Origin of the sequence: Streptomyces gossypii, from assembly GCF_025165795.1 — a bacterium.
GTDB lineage: Bacteria > Actinomycetota > Actinomycetes > Streptomycetales > Streptomycetaceae > Streptomyces > Streptomyces gossypii.
In genome coordinates, this window is record NZ_JAJAGO010000012.1 from 225331 (window position 1) to 245828 (window position 20498).

Consider the following 20498-nt stretch of genomic DNA (forward strand, 5'->3'; position numbering starts at 1 on the left):
GGCGTAAAGGAAGCACCCACCCCGGTCGGATCTCCGTCACGCGGAACACGGAAACCCCATCAGAGTCCCAACGCAGACAGCGGCGGGTAGCCCGACCGTAAGGAAGGTGAATCCCCTGGTGGGAACAGGAGAGCCCAAGAAGCCAATGCCGGTGTGCCGAAAGGCGACGGGAAACCGACGCGCCATGACTGCTTCCCTCGGCGGTCGCGTCGGTCAACCGGCCGGATACGGGCATCGTGCCCGGCTCGAAAGAGAGCTGACGTGGGCTTGGTGAGTCTGCGATAGATCAACGATGCAAGACGCTGGAACGGAAAGGAACGTTGGGCACGGTGGAAGACTGCGAAACGGCCTCGGCCGGACCGGAGCCTGCTGCGGTGAACGGACCTGAAGATGTTCCTTTCGAATGGGATGCCGTCAACTGGCGGTCAGTCGAGCGGGACATACAGCGGTTGAGGCAAAGGATCTTCGCGGCGGAAAAGGCTGGAGACCGTAAGAAGGTCCGCAGTCTGCAAAGGTTGATGCTACGGAGCTGGTCCAACACGCTGGTAAGCGTGCGGCGAGCGACCGAGCACAATACTGGCCGCAAGACGGCCGGGGTCGACGGGAAGACGGTACTGAACTCCTCGTCGAGGGCGGAGCTGGCGAGCGCAATCCAGCGAACGACAACTCCGTGGCAAGCCCGGCCAGTAAGGCGGGTGCATATCCCGAAGAGCAATGGAAAGCTCAGGCCACTGGGGATTCCGACCATCGCCGATCGCGTCCAGCAGAATCGGGTGCGTAACGCGCTGGAACCTCAGTGGGAGGCACGCTTCGAGCCGAAGTCCTATGGATTCCGGCCAGGGCGTGGATGCCACGATGCGATCGCGGCGATCTTCAATGTCGCTCGCGGGAAGAACCCGGGGCGCGTGTGGGTGCTCGACGCTGACCTGAGGGCAGCATTCGACCACATCAACCACGACTACCTTCTCGGCCGGCTTGGCGGATTCCCTGGGAAGGGGATGATCCGCAAGTGGCTGAAGGCGGGCGTGGTGGAGAAGGGCAGCTTCTCGCCTACGGAGGAAGGAACTCCCCAAGGCGGGGGCATCAGTCCGTTGCTGCTGAATATTGCCCTGCACGGTATGGAAACGGCTGCGGGAGTCCGGTACTACACCTCCGGCAGACATGCCGGGGCGACGGTTCCCGGTTCCCCAGTGCTGGTGAGATACGCCGACGACCAGCTGGTGTTGTGTTACAGCTGGGAGCAGGCGCACCAGGTCAAGCAGCAGCTTTCCGAGTGGCTGGAGCCGCGCGGTCTGGTCTTCAACGAAGACAAGACCCAGATTGTGCACCTCAATCAGGGGTGTGACTTTCTCGGCTTCAACATCCGCCGCTACGGGGGCAAGCTGCTGATCAAACCAAGTACTGAAGCTCTGATGCGAATCCGGCGACGACTGCGCGCCGAAGTCCACGCTCGCTACGGCGGAAGCGCGGCATCGGTGGTAGCAACCCTGGCCCCGGTCATCCGGGGATGGGCTAACTACCAACGGCACGTCGTGTCCAGCAAGGAGTTCTCCAAGCTGGACGACTACATGTGGAAGCTGTTGTTCAAATGGGCAATCCGCTCCCACCCGAACAAGCCGAAACGCTGGGTGGTCGACCAGTACTTCGGCAGGTTCAACCAGTCACGGAATAACCGGTGGGTGTTCGGTAGCCGGGCAACCGGCAACTGCGTACCCAGATTCTCCTGGACCAAGATCGTGCGGCATGTGATGGTGAAGGGAACGGCATCTCCGGATGACCCGAACCTGGCCCAATACTGGGCCGACCGTCGCCGCAAGGCAGCCTCGCCTCCGGTGAATTCTCTCGGCATGCTTCTGCTCAGACGGCAGGGTGGCCGCTGTCCGGAATGCGGGGACTTTCTCCTGCACGCCTATCACCAGCCGCAGTCCCCCGAGGAATGGGAGCAGTGGCTGACGACGGTCAAGGTTGGGATCCGAAGCCAACGGATTGCTGTTCGAGGAGAAGAATTGGAAAACCGGCGCATCATTCACGCCTCATGTCTTCCCCGAGAGAGGCGGGAGACGGCAGAGGGCCCGGTATCTCAATCTGTAACGCCAGCAGGACTTGCTTGAGCCGCTTGCGGTGAAAGCCGCCCGGGCGGTTCTGAGGGGGGTGCGGCGCAGTAATGCGCCGCACCTACCCGACTGATCCGGGTGATGCCGGGGAGGGTGAGAGCGGCCCTGACAAAGCCGGGACGTGACCAGTACTGCCAGATGGGGCGGGTCCGGCAAGCGTGATGGAGAGGAGTACGCGAGGAACCGGCGTCTTACGTCTCTTAACGAGCCTCCGGCTCGAACCTGGTGGATCTGGGCCGGAAGCGGTGCGTACTCGGGTCATCCTTTCGGGTGGTCTGACAACTCCTCGGTCGGTTTACGAAAGCTGGCTGGGAGGCCACGAGGAAAGCCTGCGGCGTACTCGTGGCGATACCGCAGGGACACAGCCGGGCTCCTACTCCGTCGAGCGAACCACAGTGAACACGGGAACCGTCCCGAACCTCGCCCCGCCACCTGTCTCCAGCAGGCTGCCGAGGCTGGGCGCATCGACCGCCGATCGGTTGGGGACGGGGCGGAGCCGCCGTAGTACTCCGAGGCCGGGAAAGCCGGCCGCATGGGGAAGGGCGGCAGCGGTATCGAGAAGGGAAGGACGCTGCAATGCCGGAAGACGCCCCGCCGAACGGCGGAGCCCCGGGCCCTCGGGCCCGGGTACTGGAGATGCAGGCCAAGCTTCACCGTTGGACGGTGGCCGATCCCGGCCGCCGGTTCGATGACCTGTTCAACTTCGTGCACGACCCGGCGACGCTGTTGGTGGCGTTCGACCGGGTCGCGGGCAACCGGGGAGCCCGGACTCCCGGCGTCGACGGCCTAACCGCCACCGACGTTGAGGAGTCCATCGGTGTCCCCGGGTTCCTGAACGACCTGCGGGCCGCCCTCAAGGGCGGTTCGTTCCGCCCTCTGCCGGTGCGGGAACGCAGCATTCCCAAGCCGGGAGGCTCGGGGAAGGTTCGCAAGCTCGGGATTCCGACGATCGCGGACCGGGTCGTTCAGGCGGCGCTGAAACTGGTGCTGGAACCGATCTTCGAGGCCGACTTCAAGCCGGTCTCTTATGGGTTCCGGCCCCGACGGCGGGCCCAGGACGCGATCGCCGAGATCCACTATTTCGGCACCCGGGGATATCGCTGGGTGCTGGATGCGGACATCGAGGCGTGCTTCGACTCGATCGACCACACGGCCCTGATGGACCGAGTGCGTCACCGGGTGAAGGACAAGCGTGTCCTGATGCTGGTCAAATCCTTCCTCAAGGCCGGGATTCTTACTGAACTCGGTGAGACGAAGGAGACGTTGACCGGCACCCCGCAAGGCGGCATCCTCTCCCCCCTGCTGGCGAACATTGCTCTGTCGGCGCTTGATGAGCACCTGCACGAGTCGTGGGAGCCGGGCGGGACGATGGCCACCGAAGGTAAACGCGCCTACCGGCGCCGCAAGGGTCGGCCGACGTGGCGGGCCGTCCGCTACGCGGACGACTTCGTCGTCCTGGTGCACGGCACCGAGGCCGACACCACGGCACTGCGCGAAGAAGTCGCTGATGTGCTCGAACCTCTGGGATTGCGCCTGTCACAGGCGAAGACCCGGATCGCGCACATGAGTGATGGGTTCGACTTCCTGGGCTTCCGCATCCAGTGGAAACGCAAAGGAGGCACGAACAAATGGCACATCTACACCTTCATCACGGACCGGCCCACCCGGTCCCTGAAGGCGAAGATCCGTGCTCTGACAGGCAGGACATCGCAGCAGGATCTTGCCACCGTGCTGATCAGACTCACTCAGATCATGCGCGGTTGGGCCAACTACTTCAAGCACGCTGTCGCCAAACATGTCTTCACCAAGCTTGACGCCTTCGTGTGGTGGCGTTTGATCCGCATGCTGCGGGATGGCCACCGTTGGAGTTGGGGCGACGTCCGCCGTCGGTTCACCACTCCCACCGGGCGGTGGTTGCCGATCGCGGCAGACGGGATCGAACTGTTCCGGATCGCATCGGTCACGGTCAGCCGTTACCGATACCGGGCCAGCACGATCCCCAACCCATGGCAGCCTGCGAACCCCGTCTGACGGCAGAGACCGTGGAGAGCCCGTTGCGTTGAGAGGCGCACGGCGGGTTCGGCGAGAGGTCCGGAGAAACGGACCGGGAGCAATCCCGGCACCGCGCTCCGGGCCTACTCAGTGACACGTGCACGGTGAGTGACTGTTGGCGGCTGCCGGATGGCGTGAGAAGCAGACCGAAAATAGATCGTGATCGTCGCGGTGGGGCTGACATCTCGCCCGTGAGAGAAGTTGTGCTCCGGTTGAGGAGCTGTTGTTCCCGTCGATCGCGGACGTCGCGGTGCTGTCGGTAGACGTCGATATCGCGAGAGTCCGTGTTGACGCGCACAGCACCTCACGGGGCGCCGCCTGCCCGCAGTGCGGCATCTGGTCGGCTCGGGTTCACAGCTCCTACCTGCGGTTTCCCGCCGATGTCCCGAGTGGTGGGCGAAGAGTCGTACTCCACCTGAGCGTCCGGCGCTTCCGGATTCTGGACAGGGTGTGTCCGCGCCGGACCTTCGTCGAGCAGATACCCGGCTTGACCCGGAAGCACGGCCAGTGCACAGAGCGGCTGCGCTCCAGGCTCGCTTCGGTAGGTCTCGCCCTGGCGGGCCGGGCCGGTGCCCGACTGTCCGCGGTTTTGGGCGTGTCCGTCAGTCGGAGCACGGTCCTGCGCTTGGTCAGTGCCCTGCCCGAGCCGGATATCCCGTCTCCTCGGGTGGTCGGCGTCGATGAGTTCGCCACCCGCAGGGGCCATGCCTATGGCACCGTGCTGGTCGACGTCGAGACCCGACGACCGGTGGACCTGCTGACCGACCGGGAGGCGCCCAGCGTGGCCGGGGTGGCCTGCCGCCCGCCCCGGGATCGAGGTCGTCTGCCGCGACCGTGCGCCGTTCTTCGCGGAAGGCGCCAGGGCCGGGGCACCGCAAGCCCTCCAGGTCGCTGACCGGTGGCACTTGTGGAGCAACCTCGGTGATGCCGCCGAGCGTGCTGTCGCCCGCCATCGCCAGTGTCTGCACGTCCTCCTGCCCGAACCGGTCAGGAAGGAGGAGGCGGACGAGCCTGTGCTGTCCGGGGAGGCCCCGGCCTCGCCGTGGAAGAGTGACCGGTTCGCCAACCGCATCCGGGCCAGACACGCCACCGTCCACGCAATGCTCGAAGCAGGCCACAGCCGCCGTTCCATCGGTCGTCAGCACCATATCCGTGGCCTGCATCCGTCGGTGAAGCGGCCACCCTGCGGTAGGCGTGGCAGGATGCGGTCATGCGAAATCAGCCTGTTCCTTGGCAGTTGCCAGCGCGGGTGGATGCCGAGTCCGAAGCCGTTGTCGCCTGAGTTGTCCGAGCAGGAACGCCGGGTGTTGAGGGGCCGGTCGCGGCAGCGGGGTGCGGCTCAGTCGTTGGTGTTGCGGTCGAAGATCGTGCTGGCGTGTGCGGAGGGTAGGACGAACTCGCAGGTCGCCCAGGTATGGGGCGTCTCGCGGGAGACGGTGCGCAAGTGGCGGGCCCGGTTCGTCACGGACCGGCTGGAAGGGCTGACCGACCAGCCACGCCCGGGGGGCGCCGCGGAAGATCACCGACGAGCAGGTCGAGGCGGTGATCGCCACGACCCTCGAACAGGCGCCGCCGAAGGGCGACACGCACTGGTCGACACGCTCGATGGCCCAGGCGACCGGGACGTCACAGTCGGCCATCTCCCGGATTTGGCGGGCCTTCGGGCTCAAACCGCACATCGTGCAGACCTGGAAGCTGTCCACCGACCCGCAGTTCGTGAGCAAAGCACGCGACGAGGTGGGCATCTACCTCTCCCCGCCCGAGAACACCCTGGTCCTGGCGGGTCGGCACCGTCCCGGAGCCCCGGTACATCCGGGTTCAACGGACATGCCCGAAGGGTGTCGTCAAGCGATCGTTTGCCGACACTATCGCGCGGGCTACTGGAGGAAATCCGCTCGTGCTGGCGCCGGCGGTGTCATCCTGTGGTCGCCCACCGGGTCAACCCGACGGCTGACGCTGAGCACCCACCCCGCACGCGAAGATCGACAACGTCGGATCTCGCCAGGGAGGGCACATATGACCACGCATGCCAGGGACTCAGCAGCAGCAACCGCCGCCGAGATGTCAGTCGGCGCGCCGACCGGCCGCAAGCCCGTCGAGCCCGTTCCCCGCTGGGCGGTCCGGGTGGCCCATGCCATCCCGCTGTGTGTCCTGCCGTCTGGGCTATGGCGTGTCGCGCTGGTGCTGGGCCTGTCCGGCTACGACGCGGACTACCACTGGGCGGCGTGGGAACGCCCGTACGTGATCGGGCTGTCCGTGGTATCCGAAGGACTCGCGCTGCTCGCCCTCGGGCTGGTGCGGCCTTGGGGCGAAGTCGTCCCGCGTTGGGTGCCGGGGCTGCACGGCAGACGGATCCCGATCCCGGCGGTGGTCATTCCAGCCGCACTCGGGGCAACGCTGATCATGATGCTCTGCGCGTACACCGTGCTGAACCAGATCTTCGGTTTCGTGGAGCCGTTGAACGAGAACGGCGACGGTTTCCCTACCAGCGGTCCGGCCGCCTGGGCGCTGTGGACGACGTACGCCCCGCTCCTCGCCTGGGGCCCGCTCCTGGCGATCCTCACCGTCGCGTACTACCGACGCCGCCGAGCGAACGACGCATCGGCTGCCGCTCGGCCCGAAGCCGGATAGCCGGTCCGATCGGGCCTGCCGTTGCGCAGGACGTACACGATGCCCGCCAGTGCCACACGGTCGGGAACGCGCACTCGTCCGGGGGATCGGTGCCTGCGCGCCGGTGGTGCGGGAAGCAGGGGTGCGACACGCTCCCACAGGTCATCAGGAACAAGGTCGTCGGTCACGTGTCGAGCGCTTCGGTCCGGTCCAAGTGATGTGTCGCCGTCCGGTCTCAATCGGTACCCCTCGTCTGCTCGGCCGGAACGTGTGAGGGCTGATGCCGTCGACGACGCTCTCCATACAGCTCCAGCACAACGATGCCGGCGGGGGCGATGAGGATCACCAGCGCACCGCAGCCGACGAGGACGGCGGGTGCACTGGTCCGGTCGAGGAGGCAGCCTCCGACCACGGATGCGGCGCCTCAAAAGATCGACGAAGCCATTCGTGCCTTCAACTTGCACCTGACGCGTTTGACCGTCATTGCATGCGGCCGTCTGATCGAGAACGCGCGGCGGAGAATCAATCCGACGGCCTCGGACCGATAGGGCGCAAGCACTTTCGAGTCCACCCATGCCCTCGGTTTGGTGCAGTAAGTGCGCCCTCCATCCGCCAGCAGCCTCTTCAACGATCAGTCGTTGCTGATGCCACCAGGCGATTACTCCGGAGATCCAGGACTGCCGGTGCCGTCTGTTTGGTGCGGCATTACAACCGACACGCCCGCCCCGCACCGTTCGGCGCGGGGCGGATACGTTCGGCGGGTCACCTGCAGAGAAGCGACCACCCCATGTTGGGGCTCCAGGTCTTCTCGCCCGACTTCCCGCCCTTTCTCCAGCTGTACGTCGCCACCACGCTGAAGCTCTGGTCCCACTTGCACGGATCGACGGCGCTGGTGCCCGCCAAGTCCTGGGTGCCCTTCCAGCCGTCGTGGTCCTTCGCGGTGCGCACCGTCACCTCCTTCTCCCCGTTGAAGCGCCGGAGCTTCACGTCGGTGACCTTGACCTGGTAGTTGCCGCCGCCGGCGACGTCGGTGATCTTCGCCCGCGCCCGGTATGTGTCGGCCGACTCGTCCCACCAGACGGTGGCGCAGCGCCTGACTTCCTTGCCGTAGCACTCCCACGCGCTCTCCGCGGAGGCGGACGACGGGGTGACGACGATCGACGCGCCGAATGCCGCGGCGACCAAGGCGCCGGTGGTGCCGAAGCGGCCCACACGCTTGAGCCTCATGAACAGCCCTTCTGATGTGCCAGTGATACCGAGGGAACCCTAGCCAGCGATTCGCAGCAACTGCCGTGACGTGCGAGGCGGTTGCACTGCAGTGACAAAGTCAGGATTCGGTTCCCTCAGGGATGCCTGGCCCGACCAGCAGCGCTTACAGCGTGCGAGGGTGGGTCGTGGGCCTTCGGGCGTTTCTGCTATCGCCTGATGGTGTGGGTGTGGGCGGAATCCGCCGGGCCGCAGCCGGTGGTCTGTCGGGGTGGCTGGGTGAGTGAACGCAAGCCGTGCCCGAGCGGCTTATCGGTCGAGCGATGGTTGCTGCTCGGGCCAGTGATCACGGCGTGCAAGGACCGGACGACGCACCCGGCATCCAGGAGGACGCCGCCCGGGGCCTTGACCGACAACCTCCGAACACAGATCACCGAACTGCAGACTCGACTGCGGAAGGCGCCGAGACCCACCTCGAACACCTGGCGATCACCCGGAAACCCGTCACCGCCCCCACGGACCGGATCTCCAGCCAGGCCGGCTCGTCCAACCTGCGCAGTTCGGCGATCGTCGCGGATACGCAGCGCTAAGGGCTGTCCCGTAATCCCTGGCGGGCGCACGACGACAGCTACGGCACCTCGCTGCGTTGCCGGAACGCCCGGAGACGCCCGGAGACGCCCAGTACGAGGACGCCCCTCCGCCTTGCGAAGCACCGCATCTGACGCCGCGCACTGACCCACCGGGGATTACGGGACAGCCCTTAGTCACGAGATGACGGGGGGCGGCACGGATCGGAGACGTCCGTGCCTCGGGGTGTCCCGCTCCCGTCAGCCCTGGACGTCTTTGATGTCGGTAAAGTCCTCGAAGTCGAAGCCGGGGGCGACCACGCACGTCACCAGGACCGGTTCGGAGCCCGCTGGCTCGGCGGCCTGCCAGACGCCGCCGGGCACGAGGAACTGCGGCTGCTCACCGGCCGCCACGTCCCCTCCCAGCACCGTATCGTCGGTGTCCGCCTCGTCCGGGGTGGCGCCCTCGCCGCCCAGCCGCAGGCGCAGCGGCCCGCCCCGGTGCCACAGCCAGAGTTCGTCGGAGCGTACGCGGTGCCACCGCGACATCTCGCCGGGGTGCAGCAGGAAGTAGATGCCGGTGGCGAACGCCCGCGGCCCGGGATACTCCTCCGGCGTCGTCTTCGCCCCGGTCCGCCACGTCTCCCGGAACCAGCCGCCCTCGACGTGGGGTTGCAGGTCCAGCTGCCGCACGAGTTCAGAGATCTCAGCCATGCCGTATATCCTGGCGCAGCGCCGTACGGCCCGCCAGGAGGGGCCCGTGAGCTGCCGGAAGGCCCCGTCCGGTGCCTGGGCAGGGCCGCCGAGCCCGGAGGTAGCCGAATATTGCCGGCCGTCGCGCCTGGGGCAGCTGACGGAACCACTCCGGCTGGTTGGCAGCCGTGCCCGTGCCGCGTAGGGCGCGTTCCTGCTTGGCCACCGTGCGCTTCGTCTCCAGCAACAGCTTGAAGACGTCCCTCTCGAACTCGATGGTCACGCCGGCGTTGCGGTCGGACGTTCGCTGAACCATCGGGCATTCCTCTCAGTGGTGGGACCTGCTGAGAAGTACGCTGGCCCGCGTTCTCCGGCTCCGCTTCGGCCGACCGGCCATGCTTCCGGTCCGAACGGCCGGGTTCCTCCGTCCGGGCGGACGAGGGCCTTGCGAGCCCAACGGGGCACCTCTGGCGGACATTTCACGCCTGGTAACTTTGCACTACCCGTTACCGCTCTGACCTGGGGTTCATCCCCCAGGAAGGCTGCTCTGTTCGGCCTCGGGCTGAGTTCGCGAGGCAGGGTCGGCTGCCGGGGCCAGAGCTCGGCCGCCACGAGTCCTGCCCGCAGGCCGTACGCCTCCGGTCCGGCGTGCATCCCGGCGTGCTCAGGAGGACCACTCCGCGAGGAGTTCCGCCGGGCCGTACGCAGCGTCGAGCCCCGCGCAGTCGGTCCCGCTGCGCGGGAGCGCGATCACAGGCACGGGAGCAGGCGTGAGCGCGGCGCGGTTTCGGTGCAGCGCCGCGAGATCGCGCCGGTCGAACGGGGAGTTCTCCAGCCACTTCACCGAGCCGACGAACAACAGATCGTTGGCGATCGGCGCGCGGTCCGCTCCCACGACATCGATCTCCACATCGTTGGTGCGGGTCCAGTAACCGCCGATGGCGGGGGCGGCGGGGAGGTTCGCGTCGGGCAGCAGTCGTGCCAGAGCCTCGCGCACCAGAGTTCAACAGCCGTGCCACGCCAACTGGTCGGGTTTTCGCGGATGCGCCGCAGCGTCAGGTCACCCCGGCCTCGCTCGATCTCCTCCATCGCGGGGCTCAGGAGCTTCAGCCAGAAGCGGAGGCAGGGATCGGCGACCCGGTAGCGACGATCCTTCGAAGGCCGTGTGGACACGGGAAGCTCCGCCGCGATCATCCGCTTGTCCGCAAGTATCCCCAGCGACCGCTGTAGCGGGGTCGCCCCGATCCCGCCGGCGGCGCGGGCGATATGGCGGGCGATATGGGAGAACGTCCGCTCACCGCTGCCGATCGCCGATCGCCGAGAGGACGGTGCGGGCTTGGACCTGCTGGGGGAACTCCGCAGCGAGCGAGCGCTCCGCCGACACCAGCAAGGCCGAGACCGGACCGCTCAGTGCCGCCTGGAGTGCGGCCTGCGGACGGAAACTGACCTGAAGGCTTCCTAGGGTCGTGCCATGACACAGACGCAGAAGATTCTTGTAACCGGCGCCACCGGAACCGTCGGCCGCCAGGTCGTCGCTGAGCTGCTCGCCCGCGGCCACGCGGTCCGCGCCCTCACCCGGGATGCGGCGACGGCCGCATTCCCGGTCGGAGTCGAGGTCGTCCAGGGCGACCTGACCGAGCCCGACAGCCTGCTCCCGGCCCTGGAGGGCGTCACCGGCCTCCATCTGATCACCTTCGGCGGGCCCTACTTCGCCCCGTTGGAGACCGGCCCGCGGATCATGGAGTTGGCCCGCGCGGCCGGCGTGCGCCGGGTCACCGTGCTGCACGGCGGCGGGCCGTCCCTGCTGGAGGACGCCGTGCGCGCCGACGACGGTGTCGACTGGACCGTACTCATGCCGGTCGAGTTCATGTCCAACGCGCTGGAGTGGACGGACGGGATCATGGCCTCGGGCGCCGTCCGTGAGCCGTTCGTCTCACGGCTGAGCGCCATGGTCCACGAGGGCGACATCGGTGCCGTCGCCGCGGTCGCGCTCACCGCGGAGGGGCACGGGGGCCAGGAGTACGTGATCACCGGCCCCGAGCTGCTGACCGTCGGTGACAAGGTGGCGACGATCGCCGCGGCCTGCGGCCGGGAGATCGACCTGGTCGAGCTGACCGAGGAGCAGGCCGTCGCGCAATGGCGGGCGGCGGGCCACCCGGAGGACGTGATCGGCTTCCTGATCGAGGCGTACGGGAACACCCCGGAGGTGGGCCGTACGGTCGTCGACACCGTCGAGAAGGTCACCGGCCGCCCGGCCCGCACCTTCGGACAGTGGGCTGCGGAGCACGCGGACACCCTCACGGCAACCGAACCCGCAGTCACGGCATAGCCCCCGCCTAGTGCTTCGTCGGGCAAGGTCTGCCCCGCTCGCCGCCCTGGCACGGCCATCGGCCGCGTTACCCGACCGGCCGAGCAGGCCCACTACGAGGCCGACCGGGCGCCTTGCCGCTGACCGCACCAGGACGCCTCGCCACCGGGCAAACCGTGCCTGACGCAGCACTAGCTCGTGGGACGGACACGGAAGGGGCCGCATCACTGTGACGGCCGCGTCCGCGTCCGGCGCCGCCCTACGGAGCACGCCGAGTGGCGAAGACCACCGGAGCGCGCGGGTGGACCGTCCTTGCGTTGAAGCCCGCCCGGCCACGTCGATCAAGCCCCGCGACAACCCTCCCTCGAACGGCTCACACCGCTCGCCGCTCGGCTGTCGCCGGTCGACGCTCGAAGTCCTTGCCCGAAAAAGTACCGAGGGATGGAGAGAATCATGGCCGACGCGGCTCAGAACACCGGACGCCCCACGCGGCAGCGAGGCGGCGCGGGCAGCAGCTGGGCCTCCGGCGGTACCGTGTTCGCCGGTGTGCTGATGCTGGTGCAAGGCGTCTTCGGCATCCTGAGCGGCATTGCCGCCGTCGCCGAGGACGACGTCTACACCCGCGTCGGTGACTACGTCTTCGAGCTCAACCTCACCACCTGGGGCTGGATCCATCTGATTCTCGGCATCCTGATCGCCGTCACCGGCTGGGGTGTCCTCAAGGGTTCCGACTGGGCACGAGGCGTAGGTGTCGGAATCGCCGCCCTCGTCGTCATCGCCCAGTTCATGTGGCTGCCTTACCACCCGCTCTGGTCGATCGTGTCGATCGCCTTGGCTGTCTTCGTCATCTGGGCGCTGTGCACCGACCACGGCCGAACGTCCCCGGTCTGACCGGCGTGGTTCAGCCGCACGGATCGGTCCGCGGCTCGGGAGTCGCGCGCGTACCGGGTGGGTTACGGGGTGGGTCACCGGCAGGGGGTGGTGATGAGGCCGGTTCGGCTCGTGGCCGGGGCGGGGATTGCCTGCCTGTTCGAGGCGGCGGAAGGTGTCCCGGTGCCGTGCTCATCGGCCTCCTCGGCCCCAAGCACTGCTGAGGCGGTGCCTCCAGCTTCCGGGCGCGCGAGGTGCGGGCGAGCCGGAGTGGAGTGGACCTCTCGTGTGCGCGTGCGCGGGCTTCCGCAACCGCGCGTTCTCCCTCCGACGGCGTACACCCGCTCGTCCGGTCTCCCGGCTCGGGTGACAGTGGCAGGGGCCGGGCGTCGTCGCGTTGCCGGCTTGCGCAATGCCGCCTGCGAGGGAGATGCCGATGCTCGGGAACACGGAGTCCAAGCCTGCGGAGCAGCCGATCGCGGAGGCCAACCAGGCGGTCCGGCAACGTTTCCCCTTCGACGACACCCAGGACCTCCAGGACGCGCGGCGCGGGTTCATGGGCACCGCGCAGGAGAACGTGATCCGCGCCGAGGACGGGAGCGTGGTGTGGGACCTCGGCGCGTACGGCTTCCTGCGGCAGGACTGCCCGGACACGGCCAACCCGAGCCTGTGGCGGCAGAGCCGGCTGGCCGCCGACCACGGTCTGTTCGAAGTCGTCGAGGGCCTCTACCAGGTGCGGGGCTTCGACCTGTCGAACATGACGCTGGTGGAGGGTGAGCGGGGCGTACTCGTGATCGACCCGCTGCTCTGCGCCGAGACCGCCGCCGCGGCCCTCGCCCTGTACCGCGCCCACCGCGGTGACCGGCCGGTCACCGGCGTGCTCTACACCCACAGCCACGCCGACCACTTCGGCGGTGTGCGGGGTGTGATCGGCGACCAGGACGTCGCGGCCGGTCTGCCGGTCATCGCGCCGGAAGGCTTCCTGGAGCACGCCGTCAGCGAGAACGTGTACGCAGGTGCGGCGATGAACCGGCGCGCCGCCTACATGTACGGCGCCGCTCTGCCGAGAGGCGCGCGCGGACAGATCGGGGCCGGTCTCGGGCAGACCCTCTCCACGGGTTCGGTCGGGCTCATCCCGCCGACGCTGCACATCACCCGCACCGGTCAGACCGAGACCGTCGACGGCATCCGCATGGTCTTCCAGCTCACCCCCGGCACCGAGGCCCCGGCAGAACTGAACATCCACTTCCCGGACCACGCGGCCCTGTGCATGGCGGAGAACGCCACCCACAACCTGCACAATCTGCTCACCCTGCGCGGCGCCCAGGTCCGCGACCCACGGGAGTGGGCCCGCTACCTCACCGAAGCCATCAGCCTCTTCGTCGACGCCACGGACGTCGCCTTCGCCTCACACCACTGGCCGGTGTGGGGCCACGACCGCGTGCCGGCGTTCCTGTCCGAGCAGCGGGACCTGTACGCCTACCTGCACGACCAGACGCTGCGCATGCTCAACGAGGGTCTGACGGGGCTGGAGATCGCCGAGACGATCGAGATGCCCCCGGCCCTGGAGCGGGCCTGGCACACCCACGGCTACTACGGCTCGGTCAGCCACAACACGAAGGCCGTGTATCAGCGGTATCTGGGCTGGTTCGACGGCAACCCGGCCCACCTGTGGGAACACCCGCCCGTCGGGGCCGCCCGCCGGTACGTGGAGTTCATGGGCGGTGCGGAGGAGGTCCTGCGACGCGCGCGGCAGTCCTTCGCCGACAGCGACTTCCGGTGGGTGGCCCAGGTCGTCAACCACGTGCTCTTCGCCGACCCGGACCACGCCGAGGCACGGCAGTTGCAGGCCGACGCCCTGGAACAGCTCGGATACGGCAGCGAGAACGGCACCTGGCGCAACTTCTACCTCACAGGCGCTCTGGAGCTGCGTCACGGGCCGATCGGCACCCCCACCTCCACCGTCGCGCCGGACCTGCTGGCCGCCCTGACGCCGGACCAGCTCTGCGACGCCCTCGCCATCCGCGTGGACGGGCCGCGCGCCTGGGACGCGGACATCACCGTCCGCTTCGACCTCAGGAGCGGCGACCCCCTCACCCTCCGGCTGCGCAACGGGGTCCTCACCCACGTCACCGGCACCGGCCCCGCCGCGGCCGACCCCGACGTCGAGATCACTCTCGACGAAGCCACCCTGCGTGCGGTCCTCCTCGGTACTGCCTCGCCTCACGAGTTGAGCGGCCGGACCGGCATCCAGGTCACCGGCGACCCCGGCAAGCTGGCCGAACTCCTCGGCCACCTCAGCACCCCGGACCCGGGCTTCGCCATCGTCACCCCGTGACCAGGCGGCACCGCGCTGACCAGCACGGCCCTCGGCACCGTGCTGCCGCTCCTGCGCGGCCAGGGTGCTCTGCGCGGGCGCTTCGGCACCGTGACATCGGCGTTCGGCGCCGTCGGTGAGTTCGCTCCCATGATCGACGAAACCTCCACGGCCGGCGAGCCGCTGGGACACTCGCGCGCGAAGCCGCCCTCTTCCGGTTGAGCGGACCTGGGCGACGGCACGGCCCCGGGCTGCCGTGGCCCGGCCCCGCGTGCCAGCCGCTGGTGGCCACAGCGGTCAGCAGGGTGAGCACCGCGGCGCGTCCGCCCGGGACAGGCGGTCACCCTCGTCGGCGAGCCTCTCGATCGACGCGGCCCGCACCTCGACGGCCTCGGCTCTCACTAACGACCTGGTGCACGATAGCCAGTGGATCAGCGAGCGGCGTCATGGGCTTCGGATCCAAGGCGGAGGAGGGAGGCGACGCGGAGCGTCGTCGACTGAGGACAACGCAGGAGGCGGAGTCGCAGGGCGTCGGGAGCCCGCTGGCTGTCGTGCACCAGGCCGTAAGGCATCCTCGCCCCAGGCCTAAGGCACCCGCTGTGCGGCAGGATACGCAAGCCTCCCGATGTGGCGCTCCCACCTTGGACACGACGCTGGAATCACGGCAAGAGACCAGTTCGTCCAAGGAGACCGTCATGCTGCACCACGAGTTCCAGGCCGCCCGCCAGGCCGCCCGCCAGGCCGCCTTCCTCGCCCGGGCCGCGCAGCGTCGCCTGGTCCGCGAGGCCGAGCAGGCCGTGAAGTCCGCGAAGGCGGCCCGTGCCGCCGCCGACGGCACCTCCGGCGCCGACAGCCGCAAGCACTACTTCCGCGCCGAGTGACGGAGCAAGGGCATCGCATGGCCGGACACCCGGCCGCCGCGGCCCCCGTCGACGCCGAAACCGCTGTCCCCCACCTCGTACGGCATGCGATGCTCGGCAGCGTGCACAGCAGTCACACAAGCCCCGTCCTCGTAGGCCGCAGCGCCGAGCTGACCACCCTCGGCGAGGCCCTGTTCCGGGCGGACGCCGGGGAGCCCCACGCCCTCTTCGTGGGCGGCGAAGCGGGCGTCGGCAAGACCCGGCTGATGCAGGAGTTCCTCACCCGGGCTGCGGCGGACGGGGCCGTCGTCGCCCTCGGCGGCTGCGTCGAAACCGGCGCCGACGCTCTGCCCTACCACCCCGTCTCGACCGCCTTGCGCTCCCTGCGCCGCCAGCTCGGCGCGGAGCTCCACGCCGCCGTCGCCGGCCAGGAAGGCGAGCTTGCCCGGTTGCTGCCCGAGCTCGGCGAGATGGACCGGGGACGGCCCGAAGCCGACGGCCGTGCCCGGCTCTTCGAGCTCACTGTCCGCCTGCTGGAGCGCCTTGCCGCGGACCGGACCCTCGTCCTGGCCCTGGAGGACCTGCACTGGGCCGACCGCTCCACCCGCGAGCTGCTCAGCTATCTGCTGCGCGCCCTCACCGACAGCCGCCTGCTCATCCTCGCCACCTACCGCGCCGACGACCTGCACCGCCGCCACCCGCTGCGCCCCGCCCTCGCCGAGTACGAGCGGCTGCGCACCGTCACCCGCCTCGAACTTTCCCGCTTCGACCGCGGCGAGGTCCGCCACCAGCTCGCCGCCATCCGCGGCGAGGCCCCGTCCGAGCAGGTGCTGGACCGGGTCTTCGAACGCTCCGAGGGCAACGCGTTCTTCGTGGAGGAGCTGGCCCGCAGCATCCTCGACGGCTCCCCGGGCGGCATCAGCGACTCCCTGCGCGACCTGCTGCTGGTCCGGGTCGAGGCACTGCCGGACGAGGTGCAGCGCTTGGTGCGGATCGCCGCCGAGGGCGGCTCCGAGGTGGAGTTCCGGCTGCTGGCCACCGTCACGGGCCTCGCCGAGGACGAGCTGATCGAGACCCTGCGTTCCGCTGTCGGCGCCGCCGTCCTGCAGCCTTCCGACGAGAGCGAGTCCTTCCGCTTCCGGCACGCCCTGATGCGCGAGGCAGTGGCCGGCGACCTGCTGCCCGGTGAACGCTCCCGGCTCAGCCGCCGCTACGCCGAGGCGCTGGAGGCCGACCCCACGCTCGTACGGTCCGAGGAGCGGGCCGGACGGCTGGCCGGCTACTGGTTCGGCGCCCGCGACCCCGCCAGAGCGCTGCCCGCCGTGATCGCCGCGGCGGCTGCCGCCCGCGGCCGGCACGCGTTCGCCGAGCAGCACCATCTGCTGGAGCAGGCACTGCAACTGTGGGACGACACACCCGAGGAGCTGCGCCGGCAGACGATGCGGCAAGGCGTCGAGGACGGCCTGTGTCCGGCCATCTCCCCGGACATGCCTGGGGACTTCGTGGACCTGCTCGCCGCGCTCGTCGTCGCCGCGCGTCCGGCGGGAGAGCGGGAGCGGGCACTCGCCCTCTGCAAGCGGGCGCTGCGCGAGCTGGAGGCCGGCCCTTCCCCAAGCCGTCGGCTTCCTCCCCAGGCTCTCGGCTCCGCTCGAGCAGGGGATACCTCACCGGGCAGGGAAGATTCCCTTCGGGCAGCCTGGTTCTGGACCGAACGCCATCATCTGATGCGCGACCTCTCCCGCTCCGACGGCTGGGACGAGATCGCCCACGCCCAGAAGTTGGTGAAGGGCCTGCCGCCGTCCGTCGTACACGCCGATGTGCTGACACATGCGGCGCACTGGTACGCCGTGCACCAGCCGGGACCCACAGCGATCGAGACCGCAGAACAGGCGGTGGAGCTCTGCCGGATGACAGGCGCCGAGACCACCGGCCTCACCGCGCAGCACACCCTGGCCTGGCTCACCATCGACGCGGGCGACGTCGACTCGGGCCTCGCGCGGGCCCGCGACGTGTGCGCCCGGGACCTGGAGCCGGGCAACGCCAACGTCCTGCTGCGCGGCTACGGCAACCTGTCCACAGGGCTGCACGGCATCGGCCGCTACGCCGAGGCCGTCGACGCCGCCGAGGAGGGCAGCGGGCTGGCCGAGCGGCACGGACTACCGGACACCGCCTCGTTCATCGACGGCAACCTCGCCGAATCCCTCACCCAGCTCGGCCGCTGGGCCGACGCCGAGGAAGCGCTCGAGCGGGCCCTCGGCCGCCGCGGGGTGAGCGTCCGCACCCGGGGGCAGATCGCCGGACAGCAGGCCGAACTGGCCCTGGCCCGGGGTGACTACGACGAAGCCCGCCGCCGGCTTGAGGAGGCCGACACCTGGACCACCGGCCCCTACCCGGAGCCGCAGCACACCCTGGCCATGGCCCGGATCGCCATCGCACTGGCGGCCGCCGACGGCCGGATCCTCGACGTTCGCTCCCTTCTCAAGACGGCGGTCGGCGAAGCCATCGCCCCCAGCCACCAGCGCTACGGCTGGCCGCTGCTGTGCGAGGCCGCGGCGGCGGAAGCGCGGGCCCGCAAGCTCGCGGCGGCCGAGCCGGGGCGCAGGGCGGCGGTCGAGTGGATCCGCAAGGCGATGAAGGGCCAGCCCGAGTTCGTACCGCTGTGGGCCGCGCAGGCCCTGATGACCAGAGCCGAGCTGCTCACCGCCTCGGGCCGGGACGCCACCGCCCTATGGACGCAGGCCGTCGCCTCCATCGAGCAGTTGGAGGCCCCGCCGCTGCTGGCCACCGCCCGGTTGCGGCTCGCGGAGGTCTTGATCACCCAGGGCGGCGCCGGGTCCCGCGATGCGGCCGGTGAGCTGCTGCGGCAGGCGGAGGTGGTAGCGCGCGAGCTGGGCGCGGCGCCCCTCGAGACGGAGATCACCACGCTGGCCGGCCGCGCCCGGATTCCGCTGCAGCAGGCCGACGGAGAGACGGACCCGCCCCCGACGCCGGCAGCGGAGCTGGGCCTGACCGTCCGGGAGCGGGACGTGCTGCGGCTGGTCGCCGCCGGGCGGAGCAACCGGCAGATCGCGGAGGAGCTGTTCATCTCGCCGAAGACGGCGAGCGTGCATGTCTCCAACATCCTGGCCAAGCTGGGTGCTTCAGGCCGAGGGGAGGCCGCGGCCATCGCGCACCGGCTGGGGGTTTTCGACGAGACACTCCCCGCCTGAGGTTCACAGCTCGGCGGGGCGCGGGGGCAGGTCGGAAGCCCCCTTGCCCGAGAGGGCAGGAGGGCTTCTGACTTGCAGCACACAGGGCACAGACCCGCAGGTGCTCTCGGCACTGCGCTGGGCTGGGCTGGGCTGGGCCAGGCCGGGCCGGGCCGGGCCGGAGCGTGGCCAGCGCGGGCGTCAGTGGTCGTCGATGACGCTGACGGCGGTGCCGTTCTTGATCCGCACCTTCGCGGAGACGCCCTTCTTGGCAGCGGCCTCGAGTTCCGCCTCCGTGCACTTCTGGGCCGCCTGGCCGCCGGCGTCACCACAGATGTCACCGGAGCCCTGGATCTTGGTGGTCGTGGAGGTGAAGAACGCCTGCTTCACACCCTTCATGTCACTGACCGTGTACTTACCCGGAGCCAGATACGAGACCGTGCCGAACCAGGTACCGCTGACACCCTTGCCGCCGTCCGAGTTGTCGCCGGTCTGCGTCTTCGCGTCGTCGCCGCTGCCCTGGTCCTCGCTGCCACCGGACGTCTCCTTCAACTCCCCCAACTCGTCCGACCCCTTCGAGTCGTTCGCGTCCTTCGAAGAGGAGGAGGAACCTTTCGTCTTCTTGCTGTCCGAGTCGCTGCCGCTGTCCTGGCAGGCCGTGAGCAGAGCGGTGGACGCCACGAGGGCGACGGTGGTGAGGACGGTCTTGCGGCAGTGCGTACGAAGCATGGTGCGGGATCCCCCAGAGCATGTGCGTGGTGCGGTCGGCGACTGCGCGGCTGCTGTACTCCTTGGTCGATCATCATCGTGACCGATGCCACGCCTCCGGGAGAAGGGTGGTTACGAGTCCATGACACAGCCGCCGTCGGTACGGGACAGCTGAAACGGGGCGCAGCCAGAAGTCATGCCCGTTCAGGGGGATACACGAGGGTGCGGGCGCGGACGCCTCTTCACGAACCGTGCGCGCTCACCCGGCGACAGCCGCTCCGTCGCGTAGCGAACCGTGATCCGCGGCAGCTCGGCGAGATGCTGGTCCAGGAAGTGCACCATCAGCGGCTCGTCCCGACGGCCGATCTCCCGCAACATCCAGCCGAGCGCCTTGTGGATCAACGGCTCCGGATCCTGACGCAGTGCCAGCACCAGGCGGAACGTCGGCTGGAACTGGCCGTCGCGGATCAGGGCCAGCGTGGAGAGCACCGCGATCCTGCGGTCCCACAACCACGCCGAAGCGGCCAACTCGTCCAGTACGCCCTCTAGGTGCGAGGGATCGTCCAGAAGCCACGGTCCCAGAACGACATGTGCGGAACCATCCACCAAGTCCCAGTTGCCGACACATTCTGTGCGTGCCAAATAGAAATCAGCCAGCGCCTTGCGGTCCGCGCCACGCGTCGAGCGAACCCGCTCGGCCAGCATCAGGAGCCCGGCAAACCGCTCCTCATGAACCCGGCTGTGCAGCAGCACGTCCACGTCGTCCAACGTCAACGCCCTGTACGCGCGGGCCAGTTGCCGCAGCTTCGGCACACGTACGCCAAGCAGTTGGTCATCGTCGGCGGGACTGAGCACACGTACCTGCTGGGCCCGGACAGCCGGTTCCGCCAGATCCCGCAACTCGGCCCGTAACGCATCGAGTGAAGCCGTCGCCATGCCTGCGGACGCTACCGCACAGCACCGTACTCTCCGCCAGCCCGGACATCGGCCCCAGCCCGGTCATCAC

14 protein-coding genes and 4 pseudogenes are annotated in these 20498 nt (G+C 69.0%); 11 read left to right on the plus strand and 7 right to left on the minus strand.

Going from position 1 to position 20498, the window contains the following annotated elements:
* Window positions 1–329 precede the first annotated feature (329 nt).
* From ltrA (LHJ74_RS25055) to LHJ74_RS25075, 5 genes and pseudogenes are all read left to right on the plus strand, one after another.
* A complete protein-coding gene (ltrA, locus tag LHJ74_RS25055; protein ID WP_260220477.1) occupies window positions 330–2111 on the plus strand; it encodes a group II intron reverse transcriptase/maturase in 1782 nt (593 codons plus the stop codon).
* A gap of 666 nt (window positions 2112–2777) precedes the next feature.
* Window positions 2778–4145 (plus strand): group II intron reverse transcriptase/maturase, encoded by a 1368-nt coding sequence (gene ltrA / locus LHJ74_RS25060; protein ID WP_446033490.1) that lies wholly within the window; start codon window positions 2778–2780, stop codon window positions 4143–4145.
* Window positions 4146–4416: 271 nt separating this feature from the next.
* On the plus strand, window positions 4417–5061 hold the full coding sequence (locus LHJ74_RS25065; RefSeq protein ID WP_260220559.1) for a transposase family protein: 645 nt from the start codon (window positions 4417–4419) through the stop codon (window positions 5059–5061).
* 358 nt (window positions 5062–5419) lie between these two features.
* Window positions 5420–5614 (plus strand): annotated as a pseudogene (locus tag LHJ74_RS25070) (helix-turn-helix domain-containing protein); the annotation flags it as partial.
* A 568-nt stretch (window positions 5615–6182) separates the two neighbouring features.
* Complete coding sequence (locus LHJ74_RS25075; protein ID WP_260220479.1) at window positions 6183–6797, plus strand: hypothetical protein; 615 nt, start codon at window positions 6183–6185, stop codon at window positions 6795–6797.
* Between the two features lie 17 nt (window positions 6798–6814).
* On the opposite strand, the pseudogene LHJ74_RS25080 reads toward LHJ74_RS25075, so the two are convergent.
* The 5 genes and pseudogenes from LHJ74_RS25080 to LHJ74_RS25100 form a co-directional block, all read right to left on the minus strand.
* Window positions 6815–6964, minus strand: a pseudogene (locus LHJ74_RS25080) (transposase); the annotation flags it as partial.
* Window positions 6965–7538: 574 nt separating this feature from the next.
* Window positions 7539–8003 (minus strand): hypothetical protein, encoded by a 465-nt coding sequence (locus LHJ74_RS25085; RefSeq protein ID WP_260220480.1) that lies wholly within the window; start codon window positions 8001–8003, stop codon window positions 7539–7541.
* Window positions 8004–8809: 806 nt separating this feature from the next.
* Window positions 8810–9262, minus strand: coding sequence for a cupin domain-containing protein (locus LHJ74_RS25090; protein ID WP_260220481.1), 453 nt, complete (start codon window positions 9260–9262; stop codon window positions 8810–8812).
* Complete coding sequence (locus tag LHJ74_RS25095; RefSeq protein WP_260220482.1) at window positions 9255–9557, minus strand: hypothetical protein; 303 nt, start codon at window positions 9555–9557, stop codon at window positions 9255–9257. Before LHJ74_RS25095 ends, LHJ74_RS25090 begins: the two co-directional genes overlap by 8 nt.
* Window positions 9558–9905: 348 nt before the next feature.
* Window positions 9906–10664: pseudogene (locus LHJ74_RS25100) on the minus strand (DUF234 domain-containing protein); the annotation flags it as partial.
* Between the two features lie 48 nt (window positions 10665–10712).
* Between LHJ74_RS25100 and LHJ74_RS25105 the strand changes: the two are divergent.
* From LHJ74_RS25105 to LHJ74_RS34260, 6 genes and pseudogenes are all read left to right on the plus strand, one after another.
* Entirely contained in the window at window positions 10713–11570 is an 858-nt protein-coding gene (locus tag LHJ74_RS25105; RefSeq protein WP_260220483.1) for an NmrA family NAD(P)-binding protein, read from the plus strand.
* Between the two features lie 432 nt (window positions 11571–12002).
* Entirely contained in the window at window positions 12003–12440 is a 438-nt protein-coding gene (locus LHJ74_RS25110; RefSeq protein ID WP_260220484.1) for a DUF7144 family membrane protein, read from the plus strand.
* Between the two features lie 415 nt (window positions 12441–12855).
* Window positions 12856–14757 carry an alkyl/aryl-sulfatase gene (locus LHJ74_RS25115; RefSeq protein WP_260220485.1) on the plus strand — a complete coding sequence of 634 codons (1902 nt, stop codon included), beginning with the start codon at window positions 12856–12858 and terminating at the stop codon, window positions 14755–14757.
* 6 nt (window positions 14758–14763) lie between these two features.
* A pseudogene (locus tag LHJ74_RS25120) lies at window positions 14764–14892 on the plus strand (cation:proton antiporter); the annotation flags it as partial.
* Between the two features lie 539 nt (window positions 14893–15431).
* A complete protein-coding gene (locus LHJ74_RS25125) occupies window positions 15432–15617 on the plus strand; it encodes a hypothetical protein (protein ID WP_260220487.1) in 186 nt (61 codons plus the stop codon).
* An 89-nt stretch (window positions 15618–15706) separates the two neighbouring features.
* A complete protein-coding gene (locus LHJ74_RS34260; RefSeq protein WP_375546838.1) occupies window positions 15707–18805 on the plus strand; it encodes a helix-turn-helix transcriptional regulator in 3099 nt (1032 codons plus the stop codon).
* Between the two features lie 180 nt (window positions 18806–18985).
* Here LHJ74_RS34260 and LHJ74_RS25140 read toward each other — a convergent pair whose 3' ends face one another.
* Both LHJ74_RS25140 and LHJ74_RS25145 read right to left on the minus strand, forming a co-directional pair.
* Window positions 18986–19513: a hypothetical protein gene (locus LHJ74_RS25140; RefSeq protein WP_260220488.1), complete on the minus strand. Its 528-nt coding sequence runs from the start codon at window positions 19511–19513 to the stop codon at window positions 18986–18988.
* Between the two features lie 183 nt (window positions 19514–19696).
* Window positions 19697–20428, minus strand: a complete 732-nt coding sequence (locus tag LHJ74_RS25145) for a DNA alkylation repair protein (RefSeq protein ID WP_260220489.1) — start codon at window positions 20426–20428, stop codon at window positions 19697–19699.
* Between the last annotated feature and the right edge of the window lie 70 nt (window positions 20429–20498).

Bases quoted from the DNA above. Each gene is read 5' to 3' on its own strand.
- LHJ74_RS25110 (WP_260220484.1), top strand. From the start codon at position 12,003: ATGGCCGACGCGGCTCAGAACACCGGACGCCCCACGCGGCAGCGAGGC.
- LHJ74_RS25115 (WP_260220485.1), top strand. From the start codon at position 12,856: ATGCTCGGGAACACGGAGTCCAAGCCTGCGGAGCAGCCGATCGCGGAG.
- LHJ74_RS25095 (WP_260220482.1), bottom strand. From the start codon at position 9,557: ATGGTTCAGCGAACGTCCGACCGCAACGCCGGCGTGACCATCGAGTTC.
- LHJ74_RS25075 (WP_260220479.1), top strand. From the start codon at position 6,183: ATGACCACGCATGCCAGGGACTCAGCAGCAGCAACCGCCGCCGAGATG.
- LHJ74_RS25125 (WP_260220487.1), top strand. From the start codon at position 15,432: ATGCTGCACCACGAGTTCCAGGCCGCCCGCCAGGCCGCCCGCCAGGCC.
- LHJ74_RS25090 (WP_260220481.1), bottom strand. From the start codon at position 9,262: ATGGCTGAGATCTCTGAACTCGTGCGGCAGCTGGACCTGCAACCCCAC.
- LHJ74_RS25085 (WP_260220480.1), bottom strand. From the start codon at position 8,003: ATGAGGCTCAAGCGTGTGGGCCGCTTCGGCACCACCGGCGCCTTGGTC.
- LHJ74_RS34260 (WP_375546838.1), top strand. From the start codon at position 15,707: ATGCTCGGCAGCGTGCACAGCAGTCACACAAGCCCCGTCCTCGTAGGC.
- LHJ74_RS25140 (WP_260220488.1), bottom strand. From the start codon at position 19,513: ATGCTTCGTACGCACTGCCGCAAGACCGTCCTCACCACCGTCGCCCTC.
- LHJ74_RS25145 (WP_260220489.1), bottom strand. From the start codon at position 20,428: ATGGCGACGGCTTCACTCGATGCGTTACGGGCCGAGTTGCGGGATCTG.
- LHJ74_RS25105 (WP_260220483.1), top strand. From the start codon at position 10,713: ATGACACAGACGCAGAAGATTCTTGTAACCGGCGCCACCGGAACCGTC.